The organism is Psychrobacter sp. PG1, from assembly GCF_014897815.1.
GTDB lineage: Bacteria > Pseudomonadota > Gammaproteobacteria > Pseudomonadales > Moraxellaceae > Psychrobacter.
In genome coordinates, this window is record NZ_JABUZG010000062.1 from 17,321 (window position 1) to 40,109 (window position 22,789).

The 22,789-nt window shown below is 42.8% G+C and carries 23 protein-coding genes; 17 read left to right on the forward strand and 6 right to left on the reverse strand.

Annotation, left to right across the window (positions count from 1 at the left end; all coding sequences use genetic code 11):
- Window positions 1-464: 464 nt before the first annotated feature.
- The 4 genes from INT03_RS10060 to INT03_RS10075 all read right to left on the reverse strand — a co-directional run bounded on the left by INT03_RS10060 (window position 465) and on the right by INT03_RS10075 (window position 3,957).
- Complete coding sequence (locus INT03_RS10060) at window positions 465-1,310, reverse strand: metallophosphoesterase (RefSeq protein ID WP_193008844.1); 846 nt, start codon at window positions 1,308-1,310, stop codon at window positions 465-467.
- Between the two features lie 250 nt (window positions 1,311-1,560).
- Window positions 1,561-2,379 (reverse strand): metal ABC transporter permease, encoded by an 819-nt coding sequence (locus INT03_RS10065; RefSeq protein ID WP_193008845.1) that lies wholly within the window; start codon window positions 2,377-2,379, stop codon window positions 1,561-1,563.
- Between the two features lie 106 nt (window positions 2,380-2,485).
- Complete coding sequence (locus tag INT03_RS10070; RefSeq protein ID WP_193008846.1) at window positions 2,486-3,283, reverse strand: metal ABC transporter ATP-binding protein; 798 nt, start codon at window positions 3,281-3,283, stop codon at window positions 2,486-2,488.
- Between the two features lie 80 nt (window positions 3,284-3,363).
- Window positions 3,364-3,957: a Fur family transcriptional regulator gene (locus tag INT03_RS10075; protein WP_193008847.1), complete on the reverse strand. Its 594-nt coding sequence runs from the start codon at window positions 3,955-3,957 to the stop codon at window positions 3,364-3,366.
- Between the two features lie 196 nt (window positions 3,958-4,153).
- Here INT03_RS10075 and INT03_RS10080 point away from each other — a divergent pair, with 196 nt between their 5' ends.
- The 13 genes from INT03_RS10080 to INT03_RS10140 all read left to right on the forward strand — a co-directional run bounded on the left by INT03_RS10080 (window position 4,154) and on the right by INT03_RS10140 (window position 17,319).
- Window positions 4,154-5,044, forward strand: a complete 891-nt coding sequence (locus INT03_RS10080; RefSeq protein WP_226950338.1) for a metal ABC transporter solute-binding protein, Zn/Mn family — start codon at window positions 4,154-4,156, stop codon at window positions 5,042-5,044.
- Window positions 5,045-5,335: 291 nt separating this feature from the next.
- A complete protein-coding gene (locus INT03_RS10085; protein WP_045452420.1) occupies window positions 5,336-5,734 on the forward strand; it encodes an ATP synthase subunit I in 399 nt (132 codons plus the stop codon).
- A gap of 684 nt (window positions 5,735-6,418) precedes the next feature.
- Window positions 6,419-7,285, forward strand: coding sequence for a F0F1 ATP synthase subunit A (gene atpB / locus INT03_RS10090; protein ID WP_055125357.1), 867 nt, complete (start codon window positions 6,419-6,421; stop codon window positions 7,283-7,285).
- 33 nt (window positions 7,286-7,318) lie between these two features.
- Window positions 7,319-7,567: a F0F1 ATP synthase subunit C gene (gene atpE, locus INT03_RS10095; RefSeq protein ID WP_010197960.1), complete on the forward strand. Its 249-nt coding sequence runs from the start codon at window positions 7,319-7,321 to the stop codon at window positions 7,565-7,567.
- 117 nt (window positions 7,568-7,684) lie between these two features.
- Window positions 7,685-8,155 (forward strand): F0F1 ATP synthase subunit B, encoded by a 471-nt coding sequence (locus tag INT03_RS10100; protein ID WP_045452424.1) that lies wholly within the window; start codon window positions 7,685-7,687, stop codon window positions 8,153-8,155.
- Window positions 8,156-8,168: 13 nt separating this feature from the next.
- Complete coding sequence (locus INT03_RS10105; RefSeq protein WP_045445877.1) at window positions 8,169-8,792, forward strand: F0F1 ATP synthase subunit delta; 624 nt, start codon at window positions 8,169-8,171, stop codon at window positions 8,790-8,792.
- 93 nt (window positions 8,793-8,885) lie between these two features.
- Window positions 8,886-10,430 carry a F0F1 ATP synthase subunit alpha gene (atpA, locus tag INT03_RS10110; protein ID WP_055125356.1) on the forward strand — a complete coding sequence of 515 codons (1,545 nt, stop codon included), beginning with the start codon at window positions 8,886-8,888 and terminating at the stop codon, window positions 10,428-10,430.
- A 226-nt stretch (window positions 10,431-10,656) separates the two neighbouring features.
- Entirely contained in the window at window positions 10,657-11,538 is an 882-nt protein-coding gene (atpG, locus tag INT03_RS10115) for a F0F1 ATP synthase subunit gamma (RefSeq protein WP_045445883.1), read from the forward strand.
- 50 nt (window positions 11,539-11,588) lie between these two features.
- On the forward strand, window positions 11,589-13,022 hold the full coding sequence (gene atpD, locus INT03_RS10120; protein WP_045452427.1) for a F0F1 ATP synthase subunit beta: 1,434 nt from the start codon (window positions 11,589-11,591) through the stop codon (window positions 13,020-13,022).
- Window positions 13,023-13,126: 104 nt separating this feature from the next.
- Window positions 13,127-13,543, forward strand: a complete 417-nt coding sequence (locus INT03_RS10125; RefSeq protein ID WP_021812807.1) for a F0F1 ATP synthase subunit epsilon — start codon at window positions 13,127-13,129, stop codon at window positions 13,541-13,543.
- Window positions 13,544-14,217: 674 nt separating this feature from the next.
- Window positions 14,218-14,934, forward strand: a complete 717-nt coding sequence (locus tag INT03_RS10130; protein WP_193008849.1) for a response regulator — start codon at window positions 14,218-14,220, stop codon at window positions 14,932-14,934.
- Between the two features lie 314 nt (window positions 14,935-15,248).
- A complete protein-coding gene (locus tag INT03_RS10135) occupies window positions 15,249-16,937 on the forward strand; it encodes an ATP-binding protein (RefSeq protein ID WP_193008850.1) in 1,689 nt (562 codons plus the stop codon).
- Between the two features lie 202 nt (window positions 16,938-17,139).
- Window positions 17,140-17,319: a hypothetical protein gene (locus tag INT03_RS10140; protein WP_045445897.1), complete on the forward strand. Its 180-nt coding sequence runs from the start codon at window positions 17,140-17,142 to the stop codon at window positions 17,317-17,319.
- 76 nt (window positions 17,320-17,395) lie between these two features.
- Here INT03_RS10140 and INT03_RS10145 read toward each other — a convergent pair whose 3' ends face one another.
- Window positions 17,396-18,874: an ATP-binding protein gene (locus tag INT03_RS10145; RefSeq protein ID WP_193008851.1), complete on the reverse strand. Its 1,479-nt coding sequence runs from the start codon at window positions 18,872-18,874 to the stop codon at window positions 17,396-17,398.
- 494 nt (window positions 18,875-19,368) lie between these two features.
- On the opposite strand from INT03_RS10145, the gene rpsP reads away from it, so the two are divergent.
- From rpsP to rplS, 4 genes are all read left to right on the forward strand, one after another.
- Window positions 19,369-19,638: a 30S ribosomal protein S16 gene (gene rpsP, locus INT03_RS10150; protein ID WP_193008852.1), complete on the forward strand. Its 270-nt coding sequence runs from the start codon at window positions 19,369-19,371 to the stop codon at window positions 19,636-19,638.
- Between the two features lie 185 nt (window positions 19,639-19,823).
- Entirely contained in the window at window positions 19,824-20,357 is a 534-nt protein-coding gene (gene rimM, locus INT03_RS10155; protein ID WP_045445903.1) for a ribosome maturation factor RimM, read from the forward strand.
- An 87-nt stretch (window positions 20,358-20,444) separates the two neighbouring features.
- Complete coding sequence (gene trmD, locus INT03_RS10160) at window positions 20,445-21,215, forward strand: tRNA (guanosine(37)-N1)-methyltransferase TrmD (protein ID WP_193008853.1); 771 nt, start codon at window positions 20,445-20,447, stop codon at window positions 21,213-21,215.
- Window positions 21,216-21,397: 182 nt separating this feature from the next.
- On the forward strand, window positions 21,398-21,790 hold the full coding sequence (gene rplS, locus INT03_RS10165) for a 50S ribosomal protein L19 (protein WP_045445905.1): 393 nt from the start codon (window positions 21,398-21,400) through the stop codon (window positions 21,788-21,790).
- A 275-nt stretch (window positions 21,791-22,065) separates the two neighbouring features.
- On the opposite strand, the gene INT03_RS10170 is transcribed toward rplS, so the two are convergent.
- Entirely contained in the window at window positions 22,066-22,623 is a 558-nt protein-coding gene (locus tag INT03_RS10170) for a DUF4442 domain-containing protein (RefSeq protein WP_193008854.1), read from the reverse strand.
- Window positions 22,624-22,789 lie beyond the last annotated feature (166 nt).

Sequence of the window (22,789 nt, forward strand, 5' to 3'; positions counted from 1 at the left end):
CAATAAAACGACGTATCAAAAGACAAGACGCTATCAATGTCATAAACGCTATAATTTGTCCCTTTATAAAACGTTTTACCACTTGGTAACACAAGTAACACAGCGGATCTAATAGTACAGTTATCTTGATATGCTCAAAGCAATCTATCAATGGTCAGGTATATGGTTATGCATACTTTTATTTAAATAGCGTTGTCTTAATAATGCGACAAATCACTGACTGTGAAGACTTAGCTGTGATCGATTTAGCCATCCTAGCTATTATAATTCTACCTAATACCAGATACTAGGCAGTCCTCATTTCGTTTTATACGTTGTATCATTGTTTCTGATAATAATGAAGTCATTTTTCATCATCATGTCGTTTTTACCGTGCCAGTCATTGTATTCTGAACTCATAAATATCAGTCAATAGCTTGAGATATAAGGGCTCACATCAGTATGGGTGCCAATAAATCTGGGCGTCAAGTATCCAGTCTTTCTACCCAGCTTGCAACCTTTCCATTGTTGGCTAATTGCAACCAACGGTAACCGGGCGGGACGCTTTTATCATAGGAAAAATCATTCTCATAAGGCTTGAACTGGTAGCAAGTAGAAGGCGTACTATAGACCGTGACTCCTTGACGATGGCGAACCTGCTCTTGGTGCGTATGACCACTGATAATGACTTTCAGATGGTCAAATCCTAACAGATGCTGCCAAAAGGCTTCACTATTCTCTGCCATATGCGTGTCAATCCAGTCAGAGTCTACGGGAATGACATGATGATGTAGAGCAATCAGCGCAGGCTTATCACAGGCATCGAGTCTCTCGCATAACCAGTCAATATCGGTAGGCGTTATCTCGCCCGCGACTTTGCCCGTGATGGATGAGTCTAATAACAACAGCTGCCAACGATCAGTCTCAATGACATGCCGGCTTAGCAAGCGCGGGTCGGCAGGCTGAGCAATCAGTTCGCGCTCAAAGAACGGCAAGTCACTGCCTATCTCATCCGTCACATCATGATTGCCTGCGATGCAAGCAAAAGGAATATTGGTCGCTTGCAATACCTCAAAAATATGATCGTAAATAGCGGGTTTGACTTCATTGACTAAGTCGCCAGTCACGATAATCAAATCGCAGCGAATGTCGCTACTCAATGCTTGCTGTAGTACTGTTTCAAAGCACTGCTGACAGACAGAGGCTTCGCTATTGTTAGTATCGCCATCAACACTAGAAGAAACGGGCGTTGATAAATGCAAATCTGTGATTTGTAGTATGTTTACCTGTTCATCTGGTGTGCTAATGTTATTAACAGGATAGCTTAGCATTGGGTCAGTCCCTCATCGAATCGAAACAAGTGATGCTGTTAAAACGAATGATAGATAAATAGATGTCATGCATCGAGTAGACTAATGAATTTTGGTCTGACCAATATGTTTTTTGGCTTGACGCCGCTAGTATGTCGATGGTATTAGGGCAAGTTTATAACATAAAGTCAATGAAAGCTCTATCATATTGATGAAATAAAGTTGGATAAGAGGATAAAAAACCAGCGGCTTTATGTGAACCATAATGTGTCTAACGGCGCGCTGACCAAATTTTTGCAGTGCTGAGCTTTGAGAAAATCAGCGCGATAAAAAATAAAATGGCTAATATTAATACGATAGCAAGTCCTGTCTGAATATCTAGCCAGATGCTGCCCCAAACGCCTAGTGTCACGCCAAGCTGTGCGATCAGTAGCGATATAACGACCATTTGTTTTGGCGATGATGACCACAAACGTGCCGTTAATGCTGGTAATACCAATAAACCGCTGATTAGTAAACTACCAACCGCTTGCAGGGCAATCGCACAAAATCCCGCCAATACGCCCATGAAGAACAGCCGCTGGCGTGTCGGATGAACACCTTGAATACGCGCCAGTGCTTCATGAGTGGCAAGCTTAATTTGTGCAGGCCATATATACATGAGTAGACCGAGCCCTACCAGCACGCTACCAGCAAGTAAGGGCAAGTCTGCCCAATCAAGCTCTAGCAAATTACCAAACAAAAACCCCAGTACGTTTGCTTGTTGGTCAGTCAACTGGGTCAAAGCCAATAAACCTAAGCATAACAAAGACACCGCCACGACCGCCAAAACCGCATCGACAGGCAGGCGCTCATCATCGATTAATACCAGCCCTAGCACTACCATGACGCTGACCAAGGCAATGCCAATGCCCATAGGTAATTGCCACCATACTGCTAAAGCCACGCCAAGCAAGGTACCATGTGCTAAAGCATCAGCAAAAAAGGCCATGCGTCGCCACAAGACTAAGCACCCTAAAGGCGCTGATAGTAGCGCTAAAATACTGCCAGCGATCCAAGCGGGGGCAATGATGGCTAACCAAGCAGTCATAATAAATATCCGTAAAAGTTTTTATAAAGCTCAACGCTCGATATGTGTTTGATGTATCAAGCTTCGATATATTTCATATTTGTGAATGTGCAACGCGCCTTAATGATTATAATTCGCTTGGGGCGTGATGTTCACAGGCATGTGGTTGATGCACATAAGGCTGCTCATAATGATGCCCAAATAGCTTTTGAAACTCACTACTAATGGCAAGCTCGCTTGGTTGTCCCTCACAGCAAATATGCTTATTAAGACAAATCACGCGTCGACTGCCTTTCATGACCCAATGCAGATCATGGGATACCACCAACATGGCACAACGCAAAAACTCTGGCAGCTCATCAATAAACTGATAGAGCCAAACCTCAGTATCAGGGTCCAGTCCTTGCATCGGCTCATCTAAAATCAATAAGTTGGGTTTGTCTAACAATGCGCGCGCGAGCAAGACCCGTTGTGTCTCACCACCCGACAGGTGCAGCATTTGTCGCGATAGTAAGTGCGTCAATGACAAGTTATCAAAGATAAATTGACGCTGCTCAGACGTTAAGCGCCTTTTATCCGCTTGTGCCAATAAATCGTAGACTCGTAATGGCAATATCGGCGGTACAGCAAAGCGCTGCGGCACATAGCCAAGCTGTAACTTTTGATGAGAGTCAATGTGCCCTTTAGTTGGCTCAATCAATCCCAAAATAAGTTTAACCAACGTTGACTTACCAGCGCCATTGGGTCCAATAAGACTGACTGTTTCATTAACCGCAATGTCAATATCAATATGTGAGAGTAAGCGTTGATGCCCAATGTCGTAGCTGACATCGCTTAGGCTCAGCAGTTTACTCGCAGTGTTAATGGTGTTGCCATCAACAGCGGAAAAGTTCGGTTGATTAGACGGTGAGGTAGACAGGCTCATAGTATGACAACCAATAAGTGAATGAGTAATACAAATAAAAAATGGATGACAATGACTTACGCTTCAGTGGTTAGGGCGTGCTACTGGCACGCTTGGCAACGACCACTCAGCTCAATCACACTGCGTTCCACAATAAAGCCAACGTCTTGCTCAGCAAAACTCATCATTTCCTGTACGGGCACACTGCTACATTCTTGTACACGCTGACATTGACCACAGATTAAAAATGCTGCGGTATGCTGGGCGCGTGGGTGACAGCAGGGCACATAAGCATTGATAGAGGTCAATTGATGTATCAAGCCTTCACTCAATAAAAACTCCAGACTGCGATAGACAGTGGGTGGCGCGACATTTTTTGGCGCTTGTTTTTTAGAGCTAATTTCTTTAGATGCCGCTTTCGTTGGGCGCTGTTGCGAGCTAAGCGCTTCGCTGCTGTCCTCATTGTTATTGGGCTCTGATAAGCGCATTTGCTGCAATTGCGTGATCAAATCATATGCACCGATGGGTTTATTGGCTGCCAATACCAATTGATATATTTGCTGGCGCAATGGGGTAAAGCGTGCACCGTTCAGGCGACATTGTTCTTTTGCTGCCATTAGGCGCTCGGTCACGTCATGCGGCGTAAAGTCCTGCACATCATGTAAATGTTCGCAGACTGATAAACTGGTGGACATGGTGCAAGCTCCTACAAAATAAAATGGCACTGTTATTATAGTAATTTATAATGTTATAGTATAACATACTAAAAATAAGAGCAGATAAGTGATCTTGGCTTATTTATTGATACCTTAATGATCACTCAGATACAACGGCAATAACGTCTAAATGTTTCCACTTATATTTTATCTTTCATACATTAAAGAATCTATTATGAACCCAGTTTTCAAATATTTTTTAAGCTCAACCATTATACTACAGCGATGGCTCATTACGGGCATAGTTGCATTAGGCATCTTTACTGTGAGTGCACAAGCGGCAACAGTCAGCGTGAGTAATTATCCACTGTTTTTATTGAGTCAAGCAGTGACTGAAGGTTCACCGCCCGCCAAGCAGTTATTGCAGGCCGGGGAGGTAGGTCATCATGGCAGTATCAGCCCAGGCGATATTAAAGCCATTCAGGACAGTAAATTTGTCGTGTGGTTTGGTGAGCCATTAGAAAATAACTTGGCGGCAAGCCTTAATACCGCCCCCAATGCGATTGCCTTATTTGAATTTGATGCCTTTAATCGTCATCCGCTACGTGACGTCCAAGGCAAGCCTATTGCTGGCACCTTGGATCCACATATATGGTTAGATCCTGAAAATGCCAAAGCCATGACTCGTGCCCTTGCCGTGATTCATAGCCATGCTAATCCGCAATATAAAGCACTTTATCACGCCAATGCACAAAAATTTGCTCAGCGAATGGATAGGGGAGTGGCATCTTTCGTAAAACAAGCTAAAGGCAAGCAGCAAACCCAGCCTTATTGGGCCTATCATGATGCTTATCAATACATCGAATCCAGCACAAACCTAAAGCTTGTTGGGAGTTTAAGCACTGATCACCATCTAGCACCACGGGCAAGCCAAATACGCTGGCTAAATGAGAGGCGTCCAGCCAAGCAAATGTGTCTGGTTAGCCCAAGTCAACCAGCCAAAGGTCTACTCGCTAAGTTACAGCCTGTAAAAACCACTGTGCAACCTGAAGATATGAGCAATAGTAAAGACTTTGTGAGTGGTTGGCAGACGATGGCACAGCAAATCTATCAATGTATATCGTAGGATAACTGATTAACCATAGTGGCTTGCAACGCTTGAGAAGCCATTATGTAGTCATACTTTGGGTGTTATCCATTGGTCAGTAACTATGATGTTTATGAGTGATTCAGCTAGGTCACTGATAAAAGGTATATTTTTCTTGCTTAAAGGTGGTATGCCCCTTATAATAAGTGGCGTTTTATTTTGGTTAAAAGGTAACACCTGTAGAGTGAGCCGTTCACGGATAAAAGTGTCGCGACGATGTTATATTGCCACCTTATCCCAATGCTGTAAGGCTATAGGATTGCATTACCGATGACCAAGCCTGCCAAACGCACACAAAAAGATAAAATTGGCATCTATATCAAACGCCAAGCGTGGATATTATTTATCCTTATTATTATTGCTTGGGCTTTAGATACCAGTTGGCTACATAGTGAACTTACTGTCGCAAAAAGCGCCGCTATTGGTGCGCTACTCAGTTTTGCTACCCAAGCTGTATTTGCTTTTTTTATCTTTTGGTACACTGGATATCGCGCGCGCCAACATATTGTTAGCCAGCTATATCGAGGTCAAATGGCCAAATGGCTATTGACTGTGTTTGGTTTCGCACTAATTTTTATTACCGTACAACCCCTATCTGCGCCTGCGCTGTTTATCGGTTTTATGGTAATGCAAATTAGTCACAGTTGGATGTTGTGGCATATACGCTAGCATTAATAGACGATGACTATATCAATAGTTGAGTGCTTAATAGTGCTAGGCAAGTCACCCTGCCGTCCAGCTTCTCTATGACTGATTTCATAAGAAAGTCAAAACATACAAAACTGTCTAAAGACAGCGCCAATGATCATAAAGACTGTGATATGAGCGTTTAAATGAGTATAGCGTGTGATAATGGAGTCGATAGCCAATTATTAGCTATCAGTATTGCCTCTAATTAAATTCTTACAATTTAATTAATCATGCAAAGCTATGTTAGTAAACGTTAATAGTAGCTAACTTATTCATACAGTGCATAAAAAATTCATAATTGACTTTACACGAATACAACGCTGCATTAATATAGGCAGCTAAATATTTGGCTTATGAACGCTGTATTAAGCGTCGATCGTGGAAACGCGGCAGTAAGTAAACACAGATATAATAATTTCGCGTACATATACAAGGGCTATTACTGAATCATCATAAGCCCTTTTTTGATAGCTAAAATTTATCTTAAGTTATCAAATTGCGCACTAGTAATAGAACTATGGGTTGGATGTTATTGATTACATGAGCGCTTTAGCATGGTTCATCGGCTTGCTAGCAGGTCAAATAGGATCGTTAAAACCTCATCAGATGACAACCATATTTTTGGTAGTTGATTAAATCGTTGATTAATAAGAAGCTGACATTATGGCAGGCGAGCAAACAACAACAGACTATATCTCTCACCACTTAACGAACTGGACGTACGGCTATCTGCCGGGCGAAGGCTGGAAAGTTGCCTATACTGCTGAAGAAGCTAGTGCAATGGGCTTTAAAGCCATCCACCTTGATTCTATGCTTTGGTCAATTGGTCTAGGCATTGTTTTCTGCGCCATCTTCTGGATGGTCGCTAGAAAAGTCACTTCAGGCGTGCCGGGTAAAACTCAGGCCGCGGTTGAGATGATCGTTGAGTTCGTTGATAACAACGTTCGTGATTCGTATAGTGGTACCTCAAAGCTGATTGCGCCTTTGGCGTTGACTATCTTTGTATGGATATTCTTAATGAACTTGATGGATTTACTACCCGTCGACTTTATTCCTATGATTGCTGGCCAAATCGGCGCAATGATGGGACATGATCCACATCATGTGTTCTTTAAGATCGTTCCAACGACGGATCCTAATATTACGCTTGGCATGTCTTTTTCTGTCTTTATACTGATTCTGTTCTATAGTATCAAAGAAAAAGGTTTGGGCGGCTTTGTTGGCGAGCTAACACTGCATCCGTTTAGTGCCAAAAACCCTATCGTACAAATTATTTTAATACCCATCAACTTTATCTTAGAGTTTGTTACTTTGATAGCAAAACCTATCTCTTTAGGTCTGCGTCTATTCGGTAACATGTATGCTGGTGAGTTGATTTTCATACTGATTGCTCTAATGCCGTTTTGGATTCAATGGGCGTTATCAGTACCGTGGGCTATTTTCCACATCTTAATTATTACACTTCAAGCGTTCGTATTTATGATGCTGACGATAGTTTATATGTCACTTGCATCATCAACTGAACATTAATTAGACATTCAATAGGTAAATGAGGATACATCCATGGATCCAGTATTAGGTGGTTACACAGTTATCGCAGTAGCACTACTTATCGGTTTAGGTGCACTAGGTACAGGTATTGGTTTTGCTATTCTAGGTGGTAAATTCCTAGAAGGCGTTGCGCGTCAGCCAGAACTTGGTTCACAGCTGCAAACTCGTATGTTCATCGTAGCAGGTCTTCTTGATGCTATTCCGATGATCGGTGTTGGTATTGCTATGCTATTGTTGTTCGCTAACCCTCTAGCAGGTTAATCAGAAAGCTCAGTTGTAAATGTTTGGTAGTCAAAGTTTGTATCTTAACCATAGCCAAAGTTTGGCTATCAAATATGATCAATGAAACTGATTTTTCATTAACAAAGAGGTGATCACGTGAATATCAATTCTACCCTCATCGGTCAAGCCATTGCTTTTGCAATCTTTGTGATGTTCTGCATGAAATTCGTGTGGCCACCACTTATTGGTGCCATCAATGAGCGTCAGCGTAAAATTGCTGAAGGCCTGAATGCCGCAGAAAAAGCAAAAGCAGATCTGGCAACCGCTGAGCAAGACGTCCAGCAGGAGCTTGATCTTGCAAAGACCAAAGCTGCTGCTTTAATCGAGCAAGCGAACAAGAGCGCCAACCAGCTTGTCGAAGATGCAAAAATGCAGGCCCAAGTGGAAGGCGAGCGCATTCGTCAACAAGCGCAAGCGTCTATCGACCAAGAAATCAATCAAGCGCGTGAATCATTGCGTGCCCAAGTTGCTGAACTGGCTGTCCTTGGTGCAGAAAAGATTTTGCAAGACAAAGTCGATGTACAAAAACATGCCAGTATGTTAGACCAACTGGCGGCAAAGCTGTAACTGTGAGGATATAATGGCTGACTTATCAACCTTAGCACGACCCTACGCTAAAGCCGCGTTTGACTATGCCAACGAAAACGGGGCCGTAAACGAGTGGGAAAATTTCTTGTTTGTCGCCAGTGCAATTGTCAATGACAAAGCGTTCCGTACATGGCTAGAAAATCCAGCCGTTACGGCTGAGCATAAGTCAGCTGCTTTGGTTGATCTTTATGACTCACAAGTGGCTGGTGATAGCGACTCTGCTTTTAAACAGCTACTAGGCGAGAGCAAAGGCTCTCGTTATGGTAATAGTATTAGCTATCCTAAAGTGTCACCAGCGCTCAATAATTTTATTAAGCAGTTGGCGCAGCAAGAGCGTCTGGCGCTGCTTCCTGAAGTTTATGAGCATTATCGCCGCCACAAGGCAATAAGCTTAAAGCAGCTTGATGCTTACGTGACCTCTGCCTATCCATTGACTGACGCTCAGCGTGAAATGCTTCAAACGCGCCTTGCTGCATCGTTAAATGCTAGTGTGGTGATTCATGAGTCGGTCGATCCAAGTCTATTGGCAGGCGCTACCATCAAAGTCGGTGACAAAATCATTGATGATTCGATGCGCGGCAAGTTACAACAGTTAAAAACACAGCTAACTGCCTAATGCCATTTACCAGCGCAGTCATCTATAATCTGCGTGAAAGTAAGAGCATTTAAGTCAGTGGGCGGGTTATCATAAATTAAAGGAAACAAGGCAATGCAACAATTGAATCCAGCGGAAATCAGTAACCTGATTAAGCAGCGTATTCAAGACCTTGATGCGGGTGCAACTGCAAAGAATGAAGGCACGATTGTCAAAGTATCTGACGGTATCGTGCAGATTCATGGTCTTGAAGATGCCATGTACGGCGAAATGATTGAGTTTGAAGGCGAAATCTATGGAATGGCGCTTAACTTAGAGCGTGATTCTGTCGGCGCGGTAGTACTTGGTGATTACCTAAAGCTGCAAGAAGGTCAAAAAGCCTATTGTACTGGTCGTATTCTTGAAGTACCAGTAGGTCCTGAGCTGCTAGGCCGTGTTGTTGACGCCTTGGGAAATCCTATTGATGGCAAAGGTCCTATCGATGCCAAAATGACTGATAAAGTCGAAAAAATCGCCCCAGGCGTTATTGATCGTCAGTCAGTAGATCAACCAGTAATGACGGGTTATAAAGCCGTTGATACTATGATTCCAATTGGTCGTGGTCAGCGTGAGCTTATCATTGGTGATCGTCAGACGGGTAAAACCGCGATGGCTATCGATGCGATCATCGCGCAGAAATCATCTGGTATCAAGTGTGTATACGTCGCAATCGGTCAGAAACGTTCTACCATTGCAAACGTCGTACGCAAGCTTGAGCAAACTGGTGCATTAGCATATACCACGGTTGTGGTTGCATCAGCATCAGAGCCTGCCGCACTACAGTATATCGCACCGTATTCAGGTTGTACGATGGGCGAATACTTCCGTGACCGCGGTGAAGATGCACTGATTGTATTTGATGACTTATCAAAACAAGCCGTTGCTTATCGTCAAATTTCACTATTGCTACGTCGTCCGCCAGGTCGTGAAGCGTATCCTGGTGATGTATTCTATTTACATTCACGTTTACTTGAGCGTGCATCACGCGTAAACGCGGCGTACGTAGAAAAGTTCACTAATGGTGAAGTAGTTGGTAAAACCGGTTCTTTAACCGCACTGCCAATTATTGAAACCCAAGCTGGTGACGTATCTGCATTCGTACCGACTAACGTGATTTCAATCACCGATGGTCAGATTTTCTTAGAATCAAGCCTATTCAACTCAGGTATCCGTCCAGCAGTTAACGCTGGTATCTCGGTATCTCGTGTGGGCGGGGCAGCTCAGACTAAGATCATCAAGAAGCTATCTGGTGGTATCCGTACTGCACTGGCTCAGTATCGTGAACTGGCCGCCTTTGCTCAGTTTGCCTCAGATCTTGATGACGCGACTCGCGAACAGCTTGATCATGGTGAGCGTGTGACTGAATTGATGAAGCAGAAGCAGTATCAGCCGATGTCAATCTCTGAGCAAGCTGCAGTTATCTATGCATCGAATGAAGGCTTTTTAGCGGACGTTCCTGTTGAAAAAATCGGTTCTTTTGAAGAAGCTTACTTACGCTATATGCATGATGAGCAGAGTGAATTGATGCGTGAAATTGATGATACTGCGAATTATAATGATGATATCGCAGGTCGTTTGAAGTCATCTTTAGAGACCTTTAAACAAAATCACAGTTATTAATTTAACGGGTTAAGCCGAATTGGTTATGGCTGTCTTTGATGGCTAATAAAGTGGCGCATTGTCTTGTATTTTTTTATTAAGACAGTAGCGCCACTGTTCTAACCATTGACGGTATTAGATCGCGTCATGCACAAAATATATAACATTAATTTGTTAGATTGATGTTATATACTAAATAATTGTCGCATGCGCCAATGCTTTTTAACCCTCTTATATTGGAATCATTATGGCAAGCTTAAAAGAGATACGTGCCAAAGTCACCAGTATTAAAAGCACCCAAAAAATTACTCGTGCTATGCAAATGGTTGCGGCAAGTAAAATGCGCCGTGCCCAAGAGCGCATGGAAGTGGGTCGCCCGTATGCTGATAGTATGCGCCGGGTTATTTCACATTTGGTGCATGCCTCATCAGACTATAAACATCCGTATATGGTCTCGCGTCCAGTCAATAAGGTTGGCTATATTGTCATTACCTCTGATCGCGGTCTGGCGGGTGGTTTGAATATTAACTTATTCAAAGCTTTATCTAAGAGTATCCAGCAGTATCAAGATCAATCTGTACAAACTGAGTTTGCAGTCATTGGCGCTAAAGGTGTGAGTTTTTTCAAAAACTTTGGTGGTAAAGTGACCTCGGCAGTAACCGATTATGGTGATAAGCCAACGTTTGAGCAGATAAACGCACCGGTTCAAGCGATGCTTGACGATTATACTAACGGTAAAATAGACCGCATCTATGTGGTTTATAATAAGTTTGTTAATGCGATGACCCAAAAGCCGACTGTCAATCAGTTGGTACCTTTACCAGACAGTGCGTTTGGTGAAGAAGAGAGCGGCATTCAAACAGAACTGAGCTGGGATTATATCTACGAGCCTGATATCAAAACATTGATTGATGAGTTGCTTGGCCGCTATATTGAGTCGATTGTGTATCAAGCGGTAATGGAAAACATTGCCTCTGAGCAGTCCTCACGTATGGTTGCAATGAAAGCGGCGACAGATAATGCTGGTGACCTAATTAACGATTTACAGTTGGTTTATAACAAGCTGCGTCAAGCGGCGATTACCCGAGAAATCTCGGAAATCGTTGGCGGTGCTGCTGCTGTTTCATAATTGAAACCCCTTATGAAACCCACTATATACAGAAGTTCAAGGAGAACGCAATGAGTAGCGGTCGTATTGTACAGATTATTGGCGCGGTTCTTGACGTTGAGTTCAACCGTAGTGAAGTTCCTCAGATTTATGATGCCTTGCAAGTAGATGGTACCGAAACCACCCTAGAAGTACAGCAACAACTAGGTGATGGCATCGTCCGTACTATCGCAATGGGTTCAACTGAAGGCCTAAAGCGTAACTTAACAGTCACTAACACTGGTGCGCCTATTGCTGTGCCTGTTGGTATTGGTACGCTTGGCCGTATCATGGATGTTCTTGGTCGTCCTATCGATGAAGAAGGTCCTGTAGAAGCTGATGAAAAATGGTCTATCCACCGTGAAGCGCCAAGCTACGCGGATCAGTCAAACAGCACTGAGCTGTTAGAAACTGGTATTAAAGTTATTGATCTACTTTGCCCGTTTGCTAAAGGTGGTAAAGTTGGTCTGTTTGGTGGTGCTGGTGTTGGTAAAACCGTTAACATGATGGAGCTGATCAATAACATCGCTCTAAAACATGAAGGTTTGTCAGTATTTGCTGGTGTTGGTGAGCGTACTCGTGAAGGTAACGATTTCTATCACGAAATGCAAGAAGCTGGCGTTGTAAACACTGAAGACTTTAGTAAATCTAAAGTTGCGATGGTATACGGCCAGATGAATGAGCCACCGGGTAACCGCTTGCGTGTTGCGTTGTCTGGTTTGACCATGGCTGAATACTTCCGTGATACCAAAGATCCTGCCACTGGCAAAGGTCGTGACGTATTGCTGTTTGTGGATAACATCTACCGTTATACACTAGCCGGTACTGAAGTATCAGCACTACTTGGTCGTATGCCATCTGCGGTTGGTTATCAGCCAACACTTGCTGAAGAGATGGGTATGCTACAAGAGCGTATTACTTCAACTCAGTCTGGCTCTATTACTTCTGTACAAGCAGTATATGTTCCTGCGGATGATTTGACGGATCCATCACCAGCAACGACGTTTGCGCATTTGGATGCAACGGTTGTATTGAGTCGTGACATTGCTTCACAAGGTATCTATCCTGCGGTTGATCCGCTAGATTCAACCTCGCGTCAGCTAGATCCATTAGTCATTGGTGAAGAGCATTATAACGTTGCTCGTGGCGTGCAAGAGATTTTGCAGCGCTATCGTGAGCTAAAAGACATCATCGCTATCTTGGGTATGGATGAGTTATCAGAAGAAGATAAACTAGTCGTTTATCGTTCGCGTAAGATTCAGCGCTTCTTGTCACAGCCATTCCACGTTGCTGAAGTCTTTACTGGCGCACCTGGTAAATATGTACCACTACGCGATACCATTGCTAGCTTTAAAGCAATTATCGCGGGTGAATACGATGACCTACCAGAGCAAGCGTTCTATATGGCTGGTGGCATCGACGAAGTGGTTGCTAAAGCAGAAAAAATGAAATCTACTGCAGCGTAAGTTGTGTTAGCATTTGCTAAAGGGCAGATAGGCCATAAAAAGTCTATTTGCCAGTTAGTAACGCCTCGCAGTTTTGATTGTGTTTTGATCGTAAGGAGTTAAGTATGGCAACGTTACAATGTCGCGTCGTAAGTGCTCGTGAAGAGTTGTATTCAGGCGAAATTAGCATGTTAATAGCTACTGGTACCGAAGGCGAGATTGGTGTATTGCCAGGTCACACACCGCTTATTACTTTGTTAAAACCGGGTGCGATGCGAGTGCAAACACCAAACGGTGAAGAAGAAGTGATTTATGTATCAGGCGGTGTTTTAGAAGTACAGCCGAAGATGGTTACCGTATTGGCTGATACAGCGATGCGTGCACATAACCTTGATGAAAGCAAAATTGTCGAAGCACGTAAAAAGGCTGAGCAGATGCTTGTTAATCAATCGGATACTGTACAAACTAATGCAGCTTTAGCATCATTAGCAGAGTCTGTCGCACAGCTACAGACTATCCGTAAGTACAAAAACCGCGCTTAATTTTTTGTGGAAAATTTTAGAGTTTCTTTTTGACTCTTACCACAGATATAAAAAAAACAGTCCATTATGGGTTGTTTTTTTTATGTCCATTACACCATATTCTATGCTTGTTGATCGAGGATAAACACATTATTTATAATGCAATTTCGATTTCGACAGCCAGCTTTTTTAAATATGAGTGTTAACTAACTATGCACACATGAACTATGTATTTACTAAACATGTATCTACTAATTATATATCGAATGATAATAGGCAGTACTGGGATAATAGATGAAAAAGTCACTGGCAGCAACGGTGATATGTCGCTATATTAGACGTAACAAGAATACAAGCATAGGTGTCAATCAAGCATCCTATCGCTGTGCGCTACATTAAGATTGACTACTTATAGAAATTCAGGTGAGGAAAGAGTCGTAAAAAAACATTTCACTTGCTATTATTTGTATAAAGCTCATAATTTTTGGACGTAAACTAAAGTTTTAATGGGTGTAGTTTATAGGTTTTGTTAACGACTATAAGCTATAGTATAGGAAGCTGTATGTTTAATAGTATACTGTGCTACCAAGTTTGTAACAGCTATACCAACATCAATTGTGCCACTTAATGGTGCTATTAATTTTACCGCTCTTACTTTTACTGCTTTTAAATGAGATGTATTAGAGGATATAACAATGACAACGAATGAAGAAGACACCACCCCCCGAATTTTGATTGTTGAGGATGATGAGCGTCTGGCCATGTTGACTCAAGATTACTTAGTCAAAAACGGTTTAGAAGTCGCTATCGAAACCGATGGTAATCGTGCTATTCGTCGCATCGTCAGTGAACAACCAGATTTGGTCGTACTTGATGTCATGCTTCCTGGTAGCGATGGACTGACGGTATGTCGTGAAGTACGCCCGCATTATCAGAATCCTATTTTGATGCTGACTGCGCGTACTGAAGATATGGATCAGGTACTGGGTCTTGAGATGGGTGCTGATGATTATGTCGCTAAACCTGCTCAGCCACGTGTCTTGTTAGCACGTATTCGTGCGTTATTACGTCGCTCAGAAAATGCCCCATCAGAAGATGTACCACAGCGCCTAGAATTTGGTGAACTGGTCATCGACAATGGCGGTCGTTCAGTGAATTTAGGTGATGAGTTGGTTGATTTCACCAGTGCTGAATATGACTTATTATGGTTGCTTGCTTCTAATGCGGGTCGAATTCTTTCGCGTGAAGATATCTTTGAGCGTCTACGTGGTATCGAATATGACGGTCAAGATCGTTCAATTGACGTTCGTATCTCACGCATTCGTCCAAAAATCGGTGATGATCCAGAAAATCCAAAACGTATCAAAACCGTTCGTAGTAAAGGGTATTTGTTCGTTAAAGAAGGCAACTAAGTCAATTTTGCTCCGGCAACGGCTTATTGCTCATTAGCGTGACCAAAGAAACCAGCAACTAGGCTGGTTTTTTTGTGGCTAAATTTTAATTTTTGAACTTAAATACAGCGTTATGTGGTTTAATTAAGCAATTATTGCGGGTGCTGCCTAAATGTACATGAGGTAAATGGATTTTAGGTGATGCTCAGTTATAAATTAAAATACAGCAGCCAGAATGGTTTTTTATTCAACAGTGTTTGATATCATTTATCACGCAGCGCTTGTTTGCTGGATGATGTCGGCAGTTTTTATTCATTAAGTTGGTTACGGCACGTATGTCATTAGTCTCTTCTTTAAAACACAGTATCTTTGTTCGTATTTATGCTGGGCTACTCATAGTCTGTTTGTGTGTGGCATTGTTTGCTCAACTATTGATGGATACCATCAACAAAGAGCGCGTCCAATCCTACCGTGAAAACATGGCAACAGGGGCTTTTCATCTGGTGAGTGAAGGTATCGCTCATCAAGAAAGTGAAGAGCAGCGTGAATATTGGTTGTCTGATGCCAGTAGTTTATTTGGCTCAGAATTCAAAGTTTTGCCTATTGATGAAGTGGACTTTAATGCCAGTGAACTGCGGCGTTTTGAAAATGGCAATACGGTCGTTCGTTACGCCGAGCAACCTGTCTATGCCGATGTGTATTATCGTCTACCGGACAATCAAAGCGTTTTGACCGCTAGAATATCGCAAGTGACTGAGCAGCAAGTGCGGGCAATCGCTGTGTTTTTATTAGATGATTTGTCTTACTATGTGACGTTATCTGACAAGCGTGCCCGTTTGGCTGAACTGGAAAAAAAGTTTTCCTTTCCTTTAGAGTTTAAAGCCGTCAATACACTGGATTTGGATACCGATCAGCTTGCACGATTACGCCGAGATGAAGTGGTTATTTCCTTACAAGATACCAATAGCAGTAAAAGTAATTCGGCTATTAGAGTAGTGGTGCCTTCTGAAATCAATGATATGGCGATATTGATTGGTCCGGTGCCATTATTCAATTGGTTCCCACTTAATCTGATTATTAGTATGATTCTTATCAGCATGTTTTTAATCAGCTTAGGCGTGTATGCGTTGATTTTTCCACTTGAGCGTAAATTGCAGTTGATTCAGGTTGGCGTCAATGAGGTGAGTAAAGGTAATCTTGAAAGTCAAGTTCAAGTAATTGGGCAGGATGAAATTGCCCGTTTAGCCGCGACTTTTAATGCCATGACCTCGCATATCAAGCGCCTTATTGAGTCGCAGCGAGAATTAACGCGAGCGGTATCACATGAGCTTCGTACACCGGTGGCTCGTATTCGTTTTGCCGTTGATATGTTGGCTGATACGGATGACGAAGACTCGCGTTTTATGCAGCGTGATTTTATTGATGAAGATATCGAAGCGCTTAATGGCTTGATTGATGAGATTTTGACTTATGCTAAGCTCGAAGAAGGCTCACCAAAGCTGGATTTAGAACCAGTCAATCTTAGAGAGTTATTGGAGCAGATTGAGCGTGAAACCAATGCCTTGGGTAAGCCTATCAAAATAGTGACCAAGCTGCCGAATGCTAAAGTAACCGCTGTCGCAGATAGGCGTTATTTACACCGTGTGATTCAGAATTTGGCGGGCAATGCCTTACGTTATGCAGAAACCACGATTATCATTAGTGCTGGCGTCAGAAAGGGCAATGCTTTTGTTAGTGTTGAGGATGATGGTCATGGTATTCCAGAAGCAGATCGCGAAAAGGTCTTTATTCCATTTTCACGTTTAGATGACAGTCGCACACGCGCCTCAGGCGGCTATGGTTTAGGCTTGTCTATTGTATCGCGCATTGCCTTTTGGTTTAATGGTAGTATGAAAGTCGATGAGAGCCGAGAGCTTGGCGGTGCACGATTTGTCATGACGTGGCCTATCAAACCACTGACACAAATTTTGGCTGCTGATGAACTGACGCAAGAAAAAAGCGAGCGTGGTTTTGAAGATAAATAATGCCACTGCACAGGATTGTCGTTATTTTTTAGTATAAAAATAGCGGCATCAATTAAGCAGTGTGTGACAAATAAACTTGCTCAATTTCTAAGCAGTGTTCTCAATTTCATGTTTAGAATGAATACACACCTTAGATAGAATTGTCGGTTAATTTTTATTATTAACGGTTTAAAGATAGCTTTAAATTAGAGGAGGGCAAAGGATGCCATATTTATTTGGTGGTTTGGTGGTACTAAATGCAATAACGTTGGGCTACTATTTATTCTTGCAGCAGCCATCGACGACGCAAACGTTAACAGCAGCGCAAGAAAATATTACTCAGCCATTAGCGTTTACGAATAGCGCCAAATATATTCCACCTATCATTGGAAACAAAGACTAGTTGTTATACAACTAAATAGTCGCAGCGAATTGTTTTGAGCATTTATTAGCTTTAGTGATGAACAATTCAACTGCTATCAGTCTTCTTTGTTCCCTGTCTTGTCATTAAAGATAGGCGTTTTTTGTGTATCGGCTGCCATGGTTGTATCTCCAGCAACCTTGGAAAGTAGGGGAATACGCACACACACTTGTAAACCCCCATCGGGATGGTTAATGGCTTCTACCGTCCCATGATGCAATCTGGCAATACGGTCGACAATCGCTAGACCTAAACCACTGCCTTGTGTGGTACGTGCTGTCTCTCCGCGTTCAAAAGGCTGCATAATACGTTCTAACTGATCTTCTGCAACGCCATCACCACAGTCACGCACACATATCAGCAATTGTTCTTGCGCCTCTCTATTGACGACATTTTCACTGACGACATCGCTATCTTCCTCTTCAATGGTTTCTATAAAAGTTGGCACAACAGTCGCTGACAGGTAAATGGGCGGTTTGCCATAACGCTTGGCATTATTGACCAGATTGATCACAAGGCGTTTGATAGACATGGGGCGCACAGGAACCACTTTGTGACACTCTGATTGATAGATGAACTCCATTGGTGCAAATTGCACCATAATCTCATTAAAGATGGTATCCAAATTGGTTAGGCTGACTGGCTCATCGGAGCCATCTTTCATAAACGAGATAAACTGCTCTAAAATGGCATCCATGTCTTCAATATCATAAATTAATCCCTCTCGAAAAAAGTCATCAGGTAGCATCTCAGCAGTCAAACGCATACGAGTTAAAGGTGTTCGCAGATCATGCGAGATACCAGCAAGCATAATCGTACGCTCTTTTTGTGCTTGATTTAACGTCGTGAATAGACGATTGAATGCCATGTTGACCTGACGTATCTCCGTAGGTCCTTTTTGTGTTGGCAACGTAGTGGCATGACCGAGCCGAATATAGTTGGTCGCAGCACGCTGTAAATATCGTAGCGGACGATTTAATTGCCGCGCCAGTAGAATAATGGTCAGCAGCGATAAAATAGGCAATCCAATAAGAAACAGCACCAATAATGCTGGACTATATTGCGAATAATAAACCACGGGTTCACGAATCCAAAAGCTGTCATCACGGCTGTCTTGCACCCAAAGCTGCGGTGTCGGTTTGAATTTAAAATAAACCTCGACAGGTCGACCCAATTGCGCACCGATTTCGCGTTGTAATACATCAGTGAAGACGCCGACAAATGCCTTATCAGACACTGCTGGAAAATCATTAGGGTTATTCACTACCACGACATGCGAGTGTTGATAAATCCATTGGCGTACTTCAGGACGATTTTTCCAGTCTTTGTTGACACTATTCATCAACTGCAGCTCGCTCGTCAAATAACGCGCATGGTTTTTAAGCTCGGGTAAATATAGACTGCGCCAAAAAAACAGAATCGACAAGCTGACACTGATAAGAACAATGAAAGAGACCATCAAGGTTGTCAGCCAAGTGTTGGAGTAAGAGCGCGTGAACTGCCCTTTGCGACGTGGTTGCGATTTTGGTGTGGTCATATGGATCCAACATATTAAAAGATGCTTTATTGAGTTTAGTGTAAAAATGGTGCTTTCTTATGTCGTTCAAAAACAACGTGCCATACTTATGAGTAGCATAATGGTTGCGATTCTTGAGCGATGGCGCAATTCGGTAGGCGATAGCATCATTCACTCGCTGACTATGTCATAGAGTAGCATAATCAATGAATGACACGGATGGCTTTAAAACAGTAGGCAACAATTGAATACTCAAATTTGCACTAATATATTACTGAGTAATATAGCACCGAATAATACAGCGCTGAATAATATAGCAACGAGCCACTTGGACATGATGTAGAGACAGTATCTTCAGTTAAAAATCAGTGGTGATGATCAATTGTATTTTACATCGATGGGCATTTAAGCTATTGTTAATAAATAATTAAATAAGCGCAGTTTATGTTTTCAATAAATCAAGACTGTGATATAATTATGCCCTTTTTGGTATACCTGCGAAAGAGAGAATTCACATGGTTGTTATTCGTTTAGCACGGGGCGGTGCCAAGAAACGCCCATTTTATCAAGTAGTTGTTGCTGATCAACGCCGCGCGCGTGACGGTCGCTATATTGAAAACATCGGCTTTTTTAACCCACTCGCTAAAGAGTCTGAAGAAGCAGTACGCCTAAATATGGAAGCGTACAATGCGTGGATCGCAAAAGGTGCACAACCTTCAGATCGCGTTGCTTCATTGGTAAAAGCTTTCAACAAGTCTGTCTCGCAAACTGAAGCAACTGCTTAAGTTTTGTGGTCACTGAGACGCTGATAGCATGTCTATAAGCAGTCTCGATAGACTTTAGTAAAAAACATAGCGTAACTGGTCTAACTAGGTACGCCATTAACTGTTTATCGCTTTTAACTGCGTTTATCGTTTTTAATTGCTTTTTATTTATCTTCGTTGTGTTCATCATTGTTAGGTTAGCCGTTATGTCCTCTGCTCCAAACGCTAGTGCCCTTATGAAAATTGGTCAGCTCAAAAAGCCTTATGGCATCAAAGGTTGGCTTTGGGTATTTAGCGAGACAGATGATCGTACGGCGATATTTGACATTAAACCTTGGTGGATGAAAACCGCTACCGGCATGAAACCTTTAACCGTTAAGGCTTGGCGTGAGCAAGGCACAGGAATTGTGGCTCAGTTTGAGCAGATTCCTGATCGCAATGTTGCTGAGACTATGAACGGGGTAACTCTTTGGGTCGAGCAAGACATCTTGCCAGAACCAGCTGAAGATGAATATTACTGGTCGGATTTGGTCAGCCTGCGCGTTGTAAATGAGCAGGATGAGTATCTAGGCGACATTACTGAGATGTTTGAGACTGGCGCTCACGCTATTATGCGGGTTGCGGCAAACTCAGACAGCTTAGATGCCGATGAGCGCCTGATTCCATGGCACAAGCAAACTGTAGTACAGGTCAGTCTGACTGAAAAAACAGTGCTGGTGGCATGGCCGAGTGATTATTGATAATAATTTTAACTTTGCGGTTAAGCTTTATCAGTAATAACACCGACTTATTTAGCCAATATTAGCCACTGCGCAAGTAGACACCTAATGTATTTTGCCGTTATTAGTATTTTTCCTGAGATGTTTGCCACGATTCGTGAGTTTGGAATCACGGGTCGAGCAGTCACTCAGAAACAAGTGACGATTGAATGCATTAATCCGCGTGATTTTACCAGTGATAATTATCGCCGTATTGATGAACGTCCGTATGGTGGCGGTCCTGGCATGGTGATGATGGCTGAGCCATTATCCCAAGCGATTGAGGATGCGCGCCTACGAGCGATTCAGCACGGCTGCCGTGTCGACAAAGCGCACTGTCCGGTGATTTATATGTCGCCACAAGGACAGACGCTGAGTGAGAGTAGTGTGGTCGATATGACTGAGTATGACGGCATGATTATATTATGTGGTCGTTACGAAGGTATTGATGAGCGCCTACTGTCGCAATATGTCGACATGGAAATATCGCTTGGTGATTACGTACTTACCGGTGGTGAGCTACCAGCAATGGTGCTAATGGATAGTGTGATACGTCGTCTGCCTGATATTATGGGTGATGATAAGTCAGCTGAGCAAGACTCGTTCGTCGATGGCTTGCTTGATTGTCCACATTATACTAAGCCGCATGAGTTTGCGGGTATGGCAGTGCCTGAAGTGTTACTTTCAGGTCACCATGCCAATATCGCGAAGTGGCGCTTTAGTCAGCAAGTCGAACGTACGCAAGCGCGTCGTCCAGACTTATGGCAAGCGTTTACGCCAACGGTAGAGCAAGCAAAGTGGCTAAAAGCATTGGCAAAAGCAGATAAAAAACAGCGTTGATAGCGGCTAAAAAGATAAACAGTTAAGCAACAGAATTTTGAGCAACAACAAAACGAGTCATAGCATAATGGCCGTTTGTCATAACCCACTTACGTTGTGTCTCATTAAAAAGATACGATCCATTATTACAAACAGGTGATATGCGTCAAGCCTCTATTATCTAATGTGAGGAGATAACTCTCATGAGCAACAAGCATCCATTGGTTCAGGTCATCGAAAATGCTCAATTGATTGAGCGCCCAAGCTTTGCACCCGGCGATACCGTTGTGGTTCAAGTAAAAGTACGTGAAGGTGAGCGTGAGCGTTTACAGGCTTTTGAAGGCGTTGTAATTGCTAAACGTAACCGCGGTTTAAACTCAGCGTTTACCGTACGTAAAATCTCAAGCGGTGTTGGCGTTGAGCGTGCATTCCAATTGCATTCACCAATTATCGATAGCATCGAAGTGAAACGCCGTGGTGCTGTTCGCCGTGCGAAACTATACTACTTACGTGAGCGCTCTGGTAAATCAGCACGTATCCGCGAGAAGCTTGCTCCGCGTGCACCTAAAGCTGTTAAGCCAAAAGCTAACGCTTAGATTATATCCAGTATCTGCTTTTAAGCATTGTGCTTAATATCGCTTTATTGCTGAACTGTCTATTATGCGATTCGGCAATAGCGAAAAGCCAGATACAAGCCCTTATTCATAGGTTTATCATATAAATAAGCGGGTAGTACCAAAAAAGACAAAACCCCAATCTGTGCGTATGCCAGATTGGGGTTTTTGTTTCTGTTGTTTTAATTAATGCGCTTTAATTAATATGCTTTAAATCACAAATCTAGAGAAACGTTTTAAAAATTGCCTTTAAAGTTCTAACCATCGAGATTTTCGATACGGCTATTTTGGTCTTTAGATTTGCTGTACTTACGCAAGCGTATATAGAGCGTTTTAGTGACGGTAGCGACAATTTTTTGTTGATCATCGACGATATCTGCTTGGTATTCCCGAAATACCGGCTCGCCGTCTTTTGCTAATTCCTGAATCGTGGTGATTTCATTGCTAGGAATTTTTAGGCGTGCAGTGACTTTGCTATTACCAGGGGCAATAAACTCAATATGTGAGCTTTTGTCCCAGACCACGTAACTGCTGCCCAGTTGGTGCATCAGCATTATCATATAGAATGGGTCCACCATCGAATACAGGCTGCCGCCAAACTGAGTGCCCACGATGTTTTTGTTCAGCGTATTCAGTCCCATACTTACCACACACAAACCTTGATCGAGATTGAGGTGATCGATTCTGATACCAGCGCCTACGTACGGTGCATAAGTATTGATACGCAGCTTCAGTAGGTGGGGTGTCAATAAGGGCATGATACTTTGTTTGGCTCTGCGTTTTAGCGTCTCAAAATTGGTAGGTAGCAAACTCATAAATTCGTCCTATTGCTTCTTTTATATTTTTTAGTGATACCGTTTGAGTCAAATTTTTTAGTGTACTTCTATCAAAGAGCAGTCACGAAAGGGCATTTATCATAAGTAAAAAATATCAAAACCGCTAGGCTTAAAGCGTAACTGACATGGATTTTCTATAGTTACT

Bases quoted from the DNA above. Each gene is read 5' to 3' on its own strand.
- INT03_RS10060 (WP_193008844.1), bottom strand. From the start codon at position 1,310: ATGCTAAGCTATCCTGTTAATAACATTAGCACACCAGATGAACAGGTA.
- INT03_RS10065 (WP_193008845.1), bottom strand. From the start codon at position 2,379: ATGACTGCTTGGTTAGCCATCATTGCCCCCGCTTGGATCGCTGGCAGT.
- INT03_RS10070 (WP_193008846.1), bottom strand. From the start codon at position 3,283: ATGAGCCTGTCTACCTCACCGTCTAATCAACCGAACTTTTCCGCTGTT.
- INT03_RS10075 (WP_193008847.1), bottom strand. From the start codon at position 3,957: ATGTCCACCAGTTTATCAGTCTGCGAACATTTACATGATGTGCAGGAC.
- INT03_RS10080 (WP_226950338.1), top strand. From the start codon at position 4,154: ATGAACCCAGTTTTCAAATATTTTTTAAGCTCAACCATTATACTACAG.
- INT03_RS10085 (WP_045452420.1), top strand. From the start codon at position 5,336: ATGACCAAGCCTGCCAAACGCACACAAAAAGATAAAATTGGCATCTAT.
- atpB (WP_055125357.1), top strand. From the start codon at position 6,419: ATGGCAGGCGAGCAAACAACAACAGACTATATCTCTCACCACTTAACG.
- atpE (WP_010197960.1), top strand. From the start codon at position 7,319: ATGGATCCAGTATTAGGTGGTTACACAGTTATCGCAGTAGCACTACTT.
- INT03_RS10105 (WP_045445877.1), top strand. From the start codon at position 8,169: ATGGCTGACTTATCAACCTTAGCACGACCCTACGCTAAAGCCGCGTTT.
- atpA (WP_055125356.1), top strand. From the start codon at position 8,886: ATGCAACAATTGAATCCAGCGGAAATCAGTAACCTGATTAAGCAGCGT.
- atpG (WP_045445883.1), top strand. From the start codon at position 10,657: ATGGCAAGCTTAAAAGAGATACGTGCCAAAGTCACCAGTATTAAAAGC.
- atpD (WP_045452427.1), top strand. From the start codon at position 11,589: ATGAGTAGCGGTCGTATTGTACAGATTATTGGCGCGGTTCTTGACGTT.
- INT03_RS10125 (WP_021812807.1), top strand. From the start codon at position 13,127: ATGGCAACGTTACAATGTCGCGTCGTAAGTGCTCGTGAAGAGTTGTAT.
- INT03_RS10130 (WP_193008849.1), top strand. From the start codon at position 14,218: ATGACAACGAATGAAGAAGACACCACCCCCCGAATTTTGATTGTTGAG.
- INT03_RS10135 (WP_193008850.1), top strand. From the start codon at position 15,249: ATGTCATTAGTCTCTTCTTTAAAACACAGTATCTTTGTTCGTATTTAT.
- INT03_RS10140 (WP_045445897.1), top strand. From the start codon at position 17,140: ATGCCATATTTATTTGGTGGTTTGGTGGTACTAAATGCAATAACGTTG.
- INT03_RS10145 (WP_193008851.1), bottom strand. From the start codon at position 18,874: ATGACCACACCAAAATCGCAACCACGTCGCAAAGGGCAGTTCACGCGC.
- rpsP (WP_193008852.1), top strand. From the start codon at position 19,369: ATGGTTGTTATTCGTTTAGCACGGGGCGGTGCCAAGAAACGCCCATTT.
- rimM (WP_045445903.1), top strand. From the start codon at position 19,824: ATGTCCTCTGCTCCAAACGCTAGTGCCCTTATGAAAATTGGTCAGCTC.
- trmD (WP_193008853.1), top strand. From the start codon at position 20,445: ATGTATTTTGCCGTTATTAGTATTTTTCCTGAGATGTTTGCCACGATT.
- rplS (WP_045445905.1), top strand. From the start codon at position 21,398: ATGAGCAACAAGCATCCATTGGTTCAGGTCATCGAAAATGCTCAATTG.
- INT03_RS10170 (WP_193008854.1), bottom strand. From the start codon at position 22,623: ATGAGTTTGCTACCTACCAATTTTGAGACGCTAAAACGCAGAGCCAAA.